The following is a 13,538-nucleotide window of genomic DNA, read 5'->3' as shown; positions in this document are numbered from 1 at the left end:
GGCGATTCTGTCCGCGCTGTATTGACGTGTTCCGCTCATAGATCCTACCTTTCCGGGGCCACCACTCCACGAGTTCCAGCAGGGTTCCAGCAAGGTTCCGCAGGGAGGGACATGTCGGAGTACGTACGCTCACGCATCCGGACCGTCCGCGAGGCCCGTAAGGCGGCCCCGAGAGCCGCCGCCGTCGCGGCCGTCTTAGCCACCCTCGCCACCCTCGGCGCCGCCATCGGCGGCACCGCCGACGCCGTCGCGCGCGGGCCCCGCCCCACCGCCGATGTCTATGTCGCGCCCAACGGCGACGACCGCGCGCCCGGCACCCGCACCGCCCCCGTCCGCACCCCCGAGCGCGCCCGCGACCTCGTACGGAAGCGCGTACCGGGGCAGAGCGCCGACCTTACGGTGCACCTCGCGCCGGGCACGTACCGCCTCGACCGCCCGCTCGTCCTCGATGCCCGTGACTCCGGCGGCAATGGCCACCGCGTCATCTGGCAGGGCGGCAGGGGCACCGTGTTCAGCGGCGGGCGGGCGGTCCGGGGCTGGCGGCCGGTCAAGGGCGACGCCGGGCTGTGGTCGGCGCCCGCGCCCGCCGGGCTGGACAACACCCGGCAGCTGTATGTGAACGGCGTCCGCGCCCAGCGGGCGCGCGGGCCGATCCCGGTCGCCCTCACCGCCACCGACACCGGCTACACCGCGTCCGCCGGCACCCTCGCCCGCTGGCGCAACCCGTCGGACATCGAGTTCGTCTACCCCAGCGGTGAGGCGCTGTGGAACATCCAGCAGTACGGACTCGGCCCGTGGACCGAACCGCGCTGCCCCATCGGCTCGATGACCGGCACCACCGTCACCATGGCCCAGCCCTGCTGGGACAACTCCACCAAGCGCGTGGAGTTCCCCGACATCCCCGGCCGCAGCATCAACATGGTCGGCCCCGCCAAGCTCACCAGCGGCGCGCTGCCCGGCTATGTCGAGAACGCCTTCGAGGTCCTGGACCAGCCCGGGGAGTGGTACCTCGACCGGCACACCCGCACCGTCTACTACCGTCCGCGCTCCGGCGAGAACCCGCGCACCGCCGACGTGGAGGCGCCGGTCCTGGAGAAGCTCGTCGACGGACGCGGCACCGGGCGCGCGCCGCTGCACGACATCGCCCTGCGCGGTATCGAGTTCTCGTACGCCACCTGGCTCACCCCCTCCTCGTCCGAGGGCTTCTCCGAGGTGCAGGCGGGCTATACGGTGACCGGCGCGGAGGGCTGGAAGACCCAGGGGCTGTGCGAGTACACCCCGGGCGGCACCTGCCCGTACGCCTCCTGGACCAGGATGCCGGGCAACGTGGCCATCAGCCACGGCCGTGACATCGAGTTCTCCGACGACTCCTTCACCCACCTCGGCGCGGCCGGGCTCGAACTCGGCACCGGGACGCGGAACGCGACCGTACGCGGCAATGTCTTCACCGACATCTCCGGCAACGGCATGGAGATCGGCGGAGTGGACGCCCCACGGCCGGGCAGCGACGCCGACCTCACCCGCGCGGTGTCGGTGACCAACAACCACCTCTACGCGCTGCCCCGCGAGTACCACGGCGGCGTCGCCATTCTCAACGGCTACACCCGGAACAACACCATCGCCCACAACCAGATCGACCATGTCGGCTACTCGGCGATCTCGATGGGCTGGGGCGGCTGGCCCGACAAGATCGGCAAACCGGCCACCGCCAATGTCTCCCGCGACAACAGGGTGTCCAACAACCTCATCTTCGACTACATGCAGGCGCTCGACGACGGCGCCGGCGTCTACACCCAGGGACTCACCGGAAGCTCCCTCGACAACGGCGAGAAGATCACCGGCAATGTCATCCACGACGGGTGGGGGCTGGGCAGGACCGTCTACACCGACAACGGCTGCACCTACGTGACGGTCGAGGGCAACGTCCTCTACGGCGCCCAGGCCAATGTGGCCAGCAAACACGTCGACTACCGCGACGACCTCGGCAACAACGACCCGACCCGCATCGTCGGCAACTACTGGGAACAGGGTGACCGCGACGGGAACGACAAGGGCGTGGTGACCAGCGGCAACCACATCCTGGCCGATCCGTCCGAGGCCCCGGCCGACATCGTGGCCGCGGCCGGTCTCGAACCCCGCTACCGGGGGCTGCTCGGCCGTACGTTCGCCGCCGACTCCGTGCCCGAAGCACCCACCCGCGTGGGTGACTTCGCGGCGGACGGCTCGGTGTACGTCACCTGGAACCCGTCGTACGTCGAGGGTGGGTCCCCCGTCACCTCGTACACCATCACCGCGACCCCCTCCGACGGCGGACACGCCGTCTCCACCACCGTCCCGGCGGCGCGCTTCAAGCGGATCGCGTACGCGGTGGTCGACGGGCTCACCAACGGCACGCCGTACACGGTGACCGTCACGGCCCGCAACGGAGCGGGGCAGAGCGAGCGGTCGCTGCCCGCCGCGCCCGTCACGCCCACGGCGGGTGGTCCGGGCGCGTTGCCGGGCGCCCCCACCGGGGTGAAGGCCAACGCCGATGCCACGGCGGCGACACTCTCCTGGACCCCGCCCAAGACCACCGGCGACACCCCGGTCATCGGCTACCGCATCACCGTCTCCGACGGCCGGGGTATCGCCGTGAACGGCCGCGACGCCCTGGTCTCCCAGCCCCGGGCCAAGGGGATGCTGCGGGTGATCGGCAAGCTGCGCCCGGCCACCGCGTACACCTTCTCGATCGCGGCCCTGACCGCCACGGGCACTGGTCCATCGGCGGATGTGTCCGTCACGACGTCGAACGGATAAGGGGGCGAAAGCTCAAATTCTGCTCTGAAATGACACTCATCGGGGTTCACCGCGGTCCAAAGAGACAAAACTGACGGTACGTGAGCAGTTCGGATGGACGGGGGCATTCCGATGTGTGCCATGGCGAGACGGCCGGACCTCTATGACGTCGCCTATCTGGTGGGCGGGCGGCCGTGGGTGATCCAGACCCTCCTGATAGCACTCCAGGAGCGGGATGTGATCACCCTGCGGCGCTCCCGGATCCGCGCCATGGTGGGGGAGGGGGCCGAGCACCCGGGGGCGGAACACCCAGGGACGGAGCACCCAGGGGCGGAGCAGGCGGGGGCCGAGTACCCAGGGGCCGAACATCGGGGGGCGGAGCACCCGCTCGAGCGCGCGCTCATCGCGCTGTGCCCGCGCTCCCCGCGCTCGAAGCCGGTGGACCGTGTGGTCCCCGCGCTGCTCGGCGGACCCGAGCTGACGGAGATCCGGCACCGGCTCACCGACGACGGCCTGCTCACCCGGCTCCGGGGCCGCCCCACCCGCATGGGCAGGCGCCGCGTGGAGGCGGCCCTGCGGGAGGGGGCGCTCCCCTCGTACGTCTTCCACGGCCCCGTCGTGGTCCCGGAACCGGCCCGCCGCAGGGCCGTCAGCGACGCGATACCGATCCCGACCGGCGACCCGGCCTACTGGGACCGTAACCTCCTCATCGCCTACGACCCCGAGTACGTGGACCATGAGTCCTTCTACGCCGCGCACGGGTGGGGCGACGGCGACGACCGCGGCGGAAGCCATGGTGGCGACCACGGAGCCCATGGCGGCGACTACGGCGGGAGCCACGGCGGCGACTATGGCGGCGGCCACCACTCCTGCGGTGGCGGCGGAGGCGGTGGCGGCGGCAGCGACTAGGGGGAGGGGGAAGCATCGATATGCGGCTCCGCCGCGCGGCCCGCCGGACGCCCCCCGGTGGACCCGGTGGTCGTCAGGCGGTGGCCGCGTTCTCGTAAGGCGTGGGACAGCCATGCGTGGCGGTCACGGCCGTCAGCAGCACCACCGAGTCCTCCAGCGCCCGCAACCCGTGCCGTTCGTGCGGCAACTCCTGCACCTGGCCCGCGATGAGATCCAGCCGGTCGCCGCCGCCGGTCAGCCGTACGTGCCCGTGCAGCACCTGGAGGCTGGCCGCCGGGGGAGCGTTGTGCTCGTCGAGCTCACAGCCGGAGACCATGGCGATCACGCTCTGCCGCAGCGGGCCGTCATGCAGGAACAGATGTGCGCTGCGCCCGTGCGGGTCGGCCTTGGCCTGGTCCAGATGGTGGCGCGCGAGCGTGGTGAGGTCATCCATGAGTGCCCCTCGATCGGTCCGGTCTGATCGTCGGCGGGTTCCCTCAATCCTCACCGGCTAGCGTGGTGGGCGCCAGTTCACAGCCGCGCCGTGCAACCGACCCGTGCGACCACCCCGTGCAACCGCCCCGTGCAACCGCCCCGTGGAGAGAGGTACCGCAGCAGTGGCCGACTACCTGACCGTACTGACCACCACCGACACCCCCGAGAAGGCCGAGGCGCTGGCCCGTGGGGCGATCGAGGCCCGGCTGGCGGCCTGTGCGCAGATCAGCCAGCCCGTGACATCCGTGTACCGGTGGGAGGGGGAGGTCGAGACGGCGGCCGAGTGGCAGGTGCTGTTCAAGACCACCGCCGCGCGCTACGACGAGCTGGAGGCGCATATCCGCGAGGCGCACGACTACGAGACCCCCGAGGTCATCGCGACGCCCATCGTGAACGGCAGCGAGGACTACCTGGCGTGGGTGGTGTCGGAGACGACCATCGGCTGACCGGCTGACAGCGATCGAGGCCGGGGCGTGGGCTCAAGGAGATCCGGGGCAACCGCTCATCGCGCGCCCGCGCCCCGCTCCGCCAGCGCCTCCTCGATCCCCCGCTCCCGCGGCCCGAGGAAGTGCGGATCCGGCTCGAACACCGAGTCCAGCGCCGCCTTGCCCGCCGCCACGACCTCCCGCGTGCCACCGAAGTACCAGGTCACATCGTGCGGCTCGTCGACCGCGACCCCGTACGCGTCGATCCCGGCCGCCCCGCACAGCGCCAGCGCCCGGCGGACATGGAACCCCTGGCTCACCAGCACCGCCTTGTGCACCCCGAAGACCCGCCGGGCCCGGCTGCACGAGTCCCAGGTGTCGAACCCCGCGAAGTCGCTCACGATCCGCCGGTCCGGGACCCCGCGCTTGACGAGATACGCGCGCATCGCGTCCGGCTCGTCGTAGTCATGGCGGCTGTTGTCCCCCGTGACCAGCAGCGCATGGACCCTGCCCGCCTTGTAGAGCCGTACGGCGGCGTCCAGCCGGTGCGCCAGATACGGCGACGGCTCCCCGTTCCACAGCCCCGCCCCGAAGACCACCCCGACCGGGGCCGAGGGCACGTCGGCGACCGTATGGATCCGGTCGTCCGTGCTCAGCCGCAGCCAGGTCGCGGGAAGCAGGGCCAGGACACACACCAGGACGCCCCCCTGCACCAGCCGCCGCCATCCCCGCCGCGTCCGCGGCAACCGCAACCGCAACCGCCCCCGCACCCACCCCAGCATCCGCTCCCCCTCCCGCCTCACCGATCAGCTCGCGCTGTGGGACGCCGAAGAGGGGAGCGGCGGTTGCCTCACCCGGCCCAGGTGACGCGTACCACGGCGATCAGCTGCTGGCTGGGCACCGGCAGGAAGTACAGCAGCCCCACATCCAGGAAGGGCAGATTGCGCAGCTGGTGACCGGCGCCCACCTCGGCGGCGTCTCTCCCCAGCACGGCCAGTTCACGGGCGAGCCGTTCCACTTCAGCGACGACATGGGGCGAAAGACCGCCAACGACGTGTTCCGCGTCCGGGTCGTACTCCCACCTCCACGCATCACTCACGCACCGATCTCCTCGCCCGCAGTCCGCAGGATGCGGCCGATCTCGCTCGCCGCCGCGCGAGCCTCTTCCGGGTCGGCCAGCGGATCCGCAGCCAGTTGCTCACAGGCGTGGAAGCGAGCGGCGCGTTGTGGCCAGCGTTCGATGTTGACGACGGTTCCCCAATGTGCGGTGAAGGCTCTCAGCGGCCCCACGCTGCTGGTGCGCTGCGCGCTGGTTGCCGCACTCGCCAGATGTTCGTTCAGCTCTGGGAGGCGACTCGGAACGATCTGGGCGACTGCCGCCCGAAGCGCGTCCGGGGTCAGCGACGGCATGGGGATCAGCGGAGCGCTCGCCTCGGTCGGCTGACTGCTCACGGTGGCCTCCTGTGTCCCTGAGTGCACTGCTGGCGACGCCGAGCCTATCGCTCGGTGCGGGGCTGCCGCCCGGATAGGCTGAGTGACCTCCCCGTCAGCGAAAACCAGCAGGTGATCCCCGTCATGCCCCCGATTCCCACCGCAGAGCTCCATCTCCATATCGAGGGCACCCTGGAGCCCGATCTGGCCTTCGCGCTCGCCGGGCGCAATGGGGTCGAGCTGCCGTTCGCCACCGAGGAGGAGTTGCGGGCCGCGTACTCCTTCGGTGATCTCCAGGACTTCCTGGACCTCTACTACGCGCTGATGACCGTGCTGCGCACCGAGGACGACTTCGCCGACCTCACCAACGCGTATCTGGCCCGCGCCCGTGCGCAGGGCGTACGGCATGCGGAGATCTTCTTCGACCCGCAGGCGCACACCGTGCGCGGGGTGGAGATCGACACGGTCATCCGTGGCATCGGCCGCGCGCTGGACGCCGCGCCGCGCGCGTACGGCATCACCACGCGCCTGATCATGTGCTTCCTGCGCGACGAGAGCGCCGAGTCGGCCCTGGCGACCTTCGAGGCGGCCCGGCCCCATCTGGACCGGATCGCCGCCGTCGGCCTGGACTCGGCGGAGGTCGGGAACCCGCCGTCGAAGTTCCGCGAGGTGTACGCGCTGGCGCGGCAGGCCGGGCTGAAGTGCGTGGCGCACGCGGGGGAGGAGGGGCCGCCCGCGTATGTGTGGGAGGCGCTGGACGTCCTCGGCGTGGACCGCGTCGACCACGGGGTGCGGAGCCTGGAGGACGAGGCGCTGGTGGCCCGGCTGGTCGCGGACCGCACCCCGCTGACCGTATGCCCCCTGTCGAACGTCCGGCTGCGCGTCGTGGACCGCATCCAGGACCATCCGCTGCCCGCGATGCTGGACGCCGGTCTGCTGGTGACGGTCAACTCCGACGACCCCGCCTACTTCGGGGGCTACGTCGGCGACAACTACACCGCCGTACGGGACGCGCTCGGCCTCGACGAGGCCACCCTGCGCACCCTGGCCCGCAACTCCTTCCAGGCCGCCTTCCTCGACGAGGAGACGCGGGCGGCGTACCTGAAGGAGGTCGAGGGCTGGAGCCGGGGCTGACCGGAGGCGGTCAGCCCTCGGCCTGCTCCAGCCGCACCGCGCACACCTTGAACTCCGGCATCCGCGACACCGGGTCCAGCGCCGGATTCGTCACCGTGTTGGCCCGGCCCGGCCCCGCCCAGTGGAACGGCATGAACACCGTGTCCGGCCGGATGTCCCGGCTGATCCGGGCCGGGGCCACGGCGCGGCCGCGCCGGGAGACCACCGCGACCGGCGCCCCCTCGTCCACCCCCAGCCGCTCGGCGAGCAGCGGGTGGAGCTGGACGTAGGGGCCGGGCGCGGCCTCGTTGAGCTCGCCGACGCGGCGGGTCTGGGCGCCGGACTGGTACTGGGCCAGCACCCGGCCCGTCGTCAGCAGCACCGGATACTCCGCGTCCGGCTCCTCGGCCGCCGGGCGATGGCTGACGGGTGCGAAGCGGGCCCGGCCGTCGTCCGTGGCGAAGCGGTCGAGGAAGAGGCGGGGGGTGCCGGGGTGCGGATGGGCTCCCGCGTTCATGGAGTCGGCCGGTGGTGAGTCGACCAGTGGTGAGTCGGCCGGTGGTGAGTCGGCCGGTGGTGAGTCGACCAGTGGTGATTCGGCCGAGACGGATTCGACGCCCTCCGGATCGTCCCGTTCCACGCGCTCCGGGCACGGCCAGAACACCCCGTCCTCCTCCGCGATCCTCCGGTACGTGATGCCCGAGTAGTCCGCCGGGCCCCCGGCCGAGGCCCGCCGCAGCTCCTCGAAGACCTCCTCCGCGTCCGCCGGGAACCCCTTCTCCCAGCCCAGCCGGGCCGCGAGCCCGCTCAGCACCCACAGGTCCGTCCGGACGCCAGGCGGCGGGGTGAGCGCCGCCCGGCGCAGGAGGACCCGGCCCTCCAGGTTGGTCATGGTCCCGGTCTCCTCCGCCCACTGGGCCACCGGCAGCACCACATCGGCGAGTGCGGCGGTCTCCGAGAGCACGACATCCGCGACCGCCAGGAAGTCCAGCGACCGCAGCCGGGACTCCACATGGGCCGCGCGCGGGGCGGAGACCAGCGGGTTGGAGCCCATCAGCAGCAGCGCCCGGACGTCCTGTCCGAGCGCGTCCAGGAGTTCGTACGCGCTGCGCCCCGGCCCGGGCAGATCGTCGGGTTCGACGCCCCAGACGGCCGCCACATGGGCGCGCGCGGCCGGGTCGTCGAGCTTGCGGTAGCCGGGCAGCTGATCGGCCTTCTGGCCGTGTTCGCGGCCGCCCTGGCCGTTGCCCTGGCCGGTCAGGCAGCCGTAGCCGGACAGCGGGCGGCCCGCGCGGCCGGTGGCCAGGCACAGGTTGATCCACGCGCCGACGGTGTCGGTGCCCTTGGACTGCTGCTCGGGCCCCCGGGCCGTCAGCACCATGGAGCTCTCGGCGTCGCAGAACATCGTGACGGCCTTACGGAGCTCGGGAACCGGGACGCCGGTGATCCGCTCCACCAGCTCCGGCCAGTGGGCCATCGCGGCGGCCCGCGCCTCGGGCCAGCCGCTGGTGCGCCGTTCCACGAACTCCTCGTCCACCCGGCCCTCCGCGACCACCAGGTGCAGCAGCCCCAGCGCGAGCGCGAGATCGGTGCCGGGGCGCGGCGCCAGATGCAGATCCGCCTGCTCGGCCGTGCGGGTCCGGCGGGGATCCACCACGATCAGTCGGCCGCCCGCCTCCTTCAGCTCGGTCAGGTAGCGCAGCGCGGGCGGCATGGTCTCGGCCAGGTTCGAGCCGACGAGCACGACGCATCCGGTGCGGGCCACGTCCGCCAGCGGGAACGGCAGCCCCCGGTCAAGGCCGAAGGCCCGCTGATGGGCGGCGGCGGCCGAGGACATGCAGAACCGGCCGTTGTAGTCGATCTGCGAGGTGCCGAGCACCACCCGGGCGAACTTGCCCAGCGCGTACGCCTTCTCGTTCGTCAGCCCGCCGCCGCCGAAGACGCCCACCGCGTCGCGGCCGTACGCCCGGCCGGTGGACTCCAGGCCCTCGGCGATCCGGTCGAGGGCCTCCTCCCAGGTGGCCGGTTCGAGCCGACCGGTGTCAGGGCGGCGGACCAGCGGCTCGGTCAGGCGCACCCGGGAGGAGAGCACGGCGGGCGCGGTGCGGCCCTTACCGCACAGCGCGCCACGGTTGACGGGGAACGCGGTGCGCTCGACCACCTCGACGCCGACCACCTCGACGCCGCCCGGGCGGCCGCCCGGCGCGTCACCGGGTCCGCCGTCCGGCGGCACCGGGCGCAGCGCCATCCCGCACTGAAGCGAACAGTAAGGACAGTGCGTGTCGACGGGGGCGGGGGAGGCGGGGGAGTGCTCCCCGGTAACCGGAACGTGCGCCATGCGAAGGAGTGTGCTACGGCCGTGTTACAGCCCGAGTCACCTCGCATTACGCCTGCGGGAAGCGGACCTCAGCACGGTGCCGGACGGCCGGTGAAGTCGACGCAATCACCTGTGACGGCCACGCAATGGCGGTGCAATCTGCCGCTGCCAGGCTCTCGCCATGACGCCGCACCCCGCTCCTCCCGGTCCACCCGGCCCTCATCGCCCTCATGGCCCCGACGGCACGGCGGACTTCGACAGTGCCCAGCGGATCATGGCCCGGTTCACCGCCCAGCTCACTACCCAGCTCGACCGGCTGGGTCACCACGGCGTCCGCCGGGGTGGCCGCGAGCGCCCGCCGACGCTCGTCGCCGTCGCCCACGGCAGCCGGGACCCCGAGGCGTTGCGCACCGCGCACGCCCTCCTGGACGGCGTCCGCGCGCTCCGCCCCGGACTGCCCGTACGCCTCGGCCACATCGAGCTCAACCGGCCGCTGCTGACCGACACACTGGCCGCGCTGCGCGGTGAGGTGGTGCTCGTCCCGCTGCTGCTGAGCCGCGGCCACCACATCAAACAGGACATCCCGGAGGCCGTGGCCGCCGCGCCCCACCTCACCGCCCGGATCGCCGCCCCGCTCGGTCCGGACCCGCTGCTCGCCGAGGCACTGCACGCCCGGCTGACGGAGGCGGGCCTGCGGGCCGGGGGTTCGGCCGGGCCCGGCGTCGTCCTCGCCGCCGCGGGCTCCCGCGACCCGGACGCGGCGGTCGACACGGCCCGTACCGCCGCCCTGCTCAGCGCCCGGCTCGGCGGGGTGCCCGTGCTGCCCGGCCACGCCTCCGGCTCCGGCCGCACCGTGCCCGAGGCGGTACGCGCCCTGGCCGCGCTCGGCCACGACCGGATCGCGGTCGCCTCCTACTTCACCGCGCCGGGCCGCTTCGCGACCCAGTGCGCGAGCGCCGTCCCCGGCCCCGCGGCCGCCCCGCTCGGCGCCCATCCGGCGGTGGCGCGTCTCGTACTGCGCCGTTACGAACAGGCGCTGACCTCTGCGCCCTTGTCACACCCGGCGGCTACCGTCGGGGTATGAGCCCCAGCGCACCCCCTGAACCCGAACCGGATGCGGCCGACTCGGCCGGGGTCCCTTCGGCCGGTGTCCCCTCGACCGGCGCCGCCTCCACCGGTGCCCCCGAGGCCGAGGCCGGCCCCCGCCGCGTCCCCGGCTATGCCGCGGCGGACCTCGAGCGCTGGGCGCCCGAGCCCGACAAGCGGCCCGGCCGGACCGCCTTCCAGCGGGACCGGGCGCGGGTGCTGCACTCCGCCGCGCTGCGCAGGCTGGCCGGGAAGACCCAGGTGGTGCCCGCCGCACCGGCCGCCGCCCCGGGCCCCGCCGGGCGCGCCCCGGCCTTCGACGCCACGCCCCGCACCCGGCTGACCCACTCCCTGGAGTGCGCCCAGGTGGGCCGTGAGCTGGGCGCCGCGCTCGGCTGCGACCCGGATCTGGTGGAGATGGCCTGTCTCGCCCATGACCTCGGCCATCCGCCGTTCGGGCACAACGGCGAGCGGGTGCTCAACGAGATCGCCGAGCCCTGCGGCGGCTTCGAGGGGAACGCGCAGTCGCTGCGGCTGCTGGCCCGGCTGGAGCCGAAGCGGTTCGTGCCCGACCGGGTCACCGGCGAGCCGCTGAGCGTCGGGCTCAACCTCACCCGCGCCGCGCTGGACGCCGCCACCAAATACCCCTGGCCGCGCGGCGGCCATCCGCACGGCCCCCGCTCCCCGAAGTTCGGGGTCTACGAGGACGACGTCCCGGTCTTCGAGTGGTACCGGCAGGGCGCCCCCGAGGGCCGTACGACCTTCGAGGCCCAGGTCATGGACTGGTCCGACGATGTCGCCTACTCCGTCCACGACGTCGAGGACGGGCTGCACGCGGGCCATCTGAACCCCGCGAGCCTGCTCGCCGAGCCCGAGCGCCGCGAGGTCTTCGCCGTCGCCGCCGACCGCTACGCCCCGGGGGCCGAGCCCGACGAGCTGGCCGAGGCGCTGGACCGGCTGCTGGGCCAGGAGTGGTGGCCGCACGGCTACGACGGCTCGTCCGTCGCCCAGGCCCGCCTCAAGGACGCCACCAGCCAGCTCATCGGCCGCTTCTGTCTGGCCGCCGAGGGCGCCACCCGCGCGGCGTACGGCACGGGCCGCTTCACCCGCTACCACGCCGAGCTGGTCGTGCCCCGGGCCATCCGCCTGGAGTGCGCGGTCCTCAAGGCGGTCGCCGACCGGTATGTGATCCAGCGCGCCGACCAGGAACTGGTGCGGGCCGATCAGCGCGTGGTCATCGCCGAGCTGGGCGAGGCCCTGATCGCCCGCGCCCCCGACGGCCTGGACCCCCAGTTCCGCGCGCTCTTCGACGCGGCCGGGGACGACCGGGGCCGGCTGCGGGCGATCGTCGACCAGATCGCCTCCCTGACCGACACCTCGGCCCGGGGGCTGCACGCCCGGCTCACCGGTTGACGCGGGACGCCGCCCGCCGGACACGGCTTCCGCGGACACATCCGCGCACACATCCGCGCACACATACGGCCTACCGGCCCTTCCGGACGCACGCGCGGTGCGGGAGGCTCCCCTGTGACACAGCTATCGGCACATCTCCCCGGCACGGCATTCCCGGTACATCTTCCCGACACAGCGATGAGGACGGCCTTCGGAGCGCACGACCTGACACGACCGGGGTAAGGCACTCATAGCGGAACTGCTCGGCACCGCTCGGCAGCGAGGAGGACACAAGTGGTGGACGCACACCAGACATTCGTCATCGTCGGAGGGGGCCTGGCCGGGGCGAAAGCCGCGGAAACCCTTCGAGCGGAGGGTTTCACCGGGCGGGTGATCCTCATCGGTGACGAACGCGACCACCCCTATGAACGGCCCCCGCTCTCCAAGGGCTTCCTCACCGGCAGCCAGGAGCGCGACAGCGTCTTCGTCCACGAGCCCGCCTGGTACGCCCAGTCCGATATCGAGCTCCACCTCGGCCTGCCCGCCGTCCACCTGGACCGCGCCGCCAAGGCCGTGACCCTGGGCGACGGTACCCGGGTCCACTACGACCGGCTGCTGCTGGCCACCGGCGCCGAGCCGCGCCGCCTCGACATCCCCGGCACCGATCTGGCCGGGGTCCACCATCTGCGCCGGCTCGCCCACGCCGAGCGGCTCAAGGGCGTCCTGTCCACCCTCGGCCGGGACAACGGCCAGCTGGTCATCGCGGGCGCGGGCTGGATCGGTCTCGAGGTCGCGGCCGCCGCCCGTGGCTACGGCGCCGAGGTGACCATCGTCGAGCCCGAGCCCACCCCGCTCCACCCCGTCCTCGGCCCCGAGCTGGGCGCCCTCTTCGCCGACCTCCACGGCGAGCACGGCGTCCGCTTCCACTTCGGCGCCCGCCTCACCGAGATCACCGGCCAGGACGGCATGGTGCTGGCCGCCCTCACCGACGACGGCGAGGAGCACCCCGCCCACAGCGTGCTGGCAGCCATCGGCGCCGCCCCGCGCACCGCCCTCGCCGAGGCCGCGGGGCTCGAGGTGGTGGACCGCGCGGCGGGCGGCGGTATCGCGGTCGACGCCTCGCTGCGCACCAGCGACCCGGACATCTTCGCGGCGGGCGACGTGGCCTCCGCCCCGCTCGCGTTCCTCGAGGGCACCCCCGTACGGGCGGCGCTCCCGCCCAGCGCCCGGCTGCGCGTCGAGCACTGGGCCAACGCCCTGAACGGCGGCCCGGCGGCGGCCCGCGCCATGCTCGGCCAGGACGTCGCGTACGACCGGGTGCCGTACTTCTTCTCCGACCAGTACGACGTCGGCCTGGAGTACTCCGGCTACGCCCCGCCCGGCAGTTACGACCAGGTGCTGGTCCGCGGCGACGTCGGCAAGCGGCAGTTCATCGCCTTCTGGCTGAACGACGGCCGCCTGCTCGCGGGCATGAACGTCAACGTCTGGGACGTCACCGAATCGATCCAACGGCTCATCCGCGGCGGTCAGCGGCTCGACCCGACGACCCTGGCCGACCCGGCCGTCCCGCTCACCTCGCTCCTCCCGTAGGCCCTCGGGCTCCTCGGAACACCGGG

At 73.0% G+C, this 13,538-nt stretch carries 12 protein-coding genes; 7 read left to right on the top strand and 5 right to left on the bottom strand.

Annotation, left to right across the window (positions count from 1 at the left end; genetic code table 11):
• Positions 1 to 111: 111 nt before the first annotated feature.
• Positions 112 to 2,796 carry a fibronectin type III domain-containing protein gene (locus ABD329_RS12220; RefSeq protein WP_344316336.1) on the top strand — a complete coding sequence of 895 codons (2,685 nt, stop codon included), beginning with the start codon at positions 112 to 114 and terminating at the stop codon, positions 2,794 to 2,796.
• 120 nt (positions 2,797 to 2,916) lie between these two features.
• Positions 2,917 to 3,684: a TIGR04222 domain-containing membrane protein gene (locus ABD329_RS12215; RefSeq protein WP_344316335.1), complete on the top strand. Its 768-nt coding sequence runs from the start codon at positions 2,917 to 2,919 to the stop codon at positions 3,682 to 3,684.
• 73 nt (positions 3,685 to 3,757) lie between these two features.
• Here ABD329_RS12215 and ABD329_RS12210 read toward each other — a convergent pair whose 3' ends face one another.
• Positions 3,758 to 4,117 (bottom strand): cupin domain-containing protein, encoded by a 360-nt coding sequence (locus tag ABD329_RS12210; protein ID WP_037946203.1) that lies wholly within the window; start codon positions 4,115 to 4,117, stop codon positions 3,758 to 3,760.
• 163 nt (positions 4,118 to 4,280) lie between these two features.
• Between ABD329_RS12210 and cutA the strand changes: the two genes are divergently transcribed.
• Entirely contained in the window at positions 4,281 to 4,604 is a 324-nt protein-coding gene (cutA, locus tag ABD329_RS12205) for a divalent-cation tolerance protein CutA (RefSeq protein WP_020871507.1), read from the top strand.
• Between the two features lie 56 nt (positions 4,605 to 4,660).
• Here cutA and ABD329_RS12200 read toward each other — a convergent pair whose 3' ends face one another.
• From ABD329_RS12200 to ABD329_RS12190, 3 genes are all read right to left on the bottom strand, one after another.
• On the bottom strand, positions 4,661 to 5,365 hold the full coding sequence (locus ABD329_RS12200; protein WP_344316334.1) for a SanA/YdcF family protein: 705 nt from the start codon (positions 5,363 to 5,365) through the stop codon (positions 4,661 to 4,663).
• Between the two features lie 68 nt (positions 5,366 to 5,433).
• Positions 5,434 to 5,682, bottom strand: a complete 249-nt coding sequence (locus ABD329_RS12195) for a hypothetical protein (protein WP_198281152.1) — start codon at positions 5,680 to 5,682, stop codon at positions 5,434 to 5,436.
• Entirely contained in the window at positions 5,679 to 6,035 is a 357-nt protein-coding gene (locus ABD329_RS12190) for a hypothetical protein (RefSeq protein ID WP_037946210.1), read from the bottom strand. Before ABD329_RS12190 ends, ABD329_RS12195 begins: the two co-directional genes overlap by 4 nt.
• A gap of 123 nt (positions 6,036 to 6,158) precedes the next feature.
• Between ABD329_RS12190 and ABD329_RS12185 the strand changes: the two genes are divergently transcribed.
• Positions 6,159 to 7,148 (top strand): adenosine deaminase, encoded by a 990-nt coding sequence (locus ABD329_RS12185; protein ID WP_198281153.1) that lies wholly within the window; start codon positions 6,159 to 6,161, stop codon positions 7,146 to 7,148.
• Between the two features lie 10 nt (positions 7,149 to 7,158).
• Here ABD329_RS12185 and ABD329_RS12180 read toward each other — a convergent pair whose 3' ends face one another.
• Positions 7,159 to 9,465, bottom strand: a complete 2,307-nt coding sequence (locus ABD329_RS12180; protein WP_198281154.1) for a molybdopterin oxidoreductase family protein — start codon at positions 9,463 to 9,465, stop codon at positions 7,159 to 7,161.
• A gap of 160 nt (positions 9,466 to 9,625) precedes the next feature.
• Between ABD329_RS12180 and ABD329_RS12175 the strand changes: the two genes are divergently transcribed.
• From ABD329_RS12175 to ABD329_RS12165, 3 genes are all read left to right on the top strand, one after another.
• On the top strand, positions 9,626 to 10,528 hold the full coding sequence (locus tag ABD329_RS12175; protein WP_425574320.1) for a sirohydrochlorin chelatase: 903 nt from the start codon (positions 9,626 to 9,628) through the stop codon (positions 10,526 to 10,528).
• A complete protein-coding gene (locus tag ABD329_RS12170; RefSeq protein ID WP_344316333.1) occupies positions 10,525 to 11,943 on the top strand; it encodes a deoxyguanosinetriphosphate triphosphohydrolase in 1,419 nt (472 codons plus the stop codon). The genes ABD329_RS12175 and ABD329_RS12170 overlap by 4 nt, the downstream gene beginning before the upstream one ends.
• Positions 11,944 to 12,216: 273 nt before the next feature.
• Positions 12,217 to 13,512 (top strand): NAD(P)/FAD-dependent oxidoreductase, encoded by a 1,296-nt coding sequence (locus ABD329_RS12165; RefSeq protein ID WP_198281425.1) that lies wholly within the window; start codon positions 12,217 to 12,219, stop codon positions 13,510 to 13,512.
• Positions 13,513 to 13,538: the final 26 nt, after the last annotated feature.

Origin of the sequence: Streptomyces javensis, assembly GCF_039525925.1 — a bacterium.
In the GTDB taxonomy this organism is placed as follows: domain Bacteria; phylum Actinomycetota; class Actinomycetes; order Streptomycetales; family Streptomycetaceae; genus Streptomyces; species Streptomyces asiaticus.
This window is presented reverse-complemented; position numbering and strand designations above follow the sequence as displayed.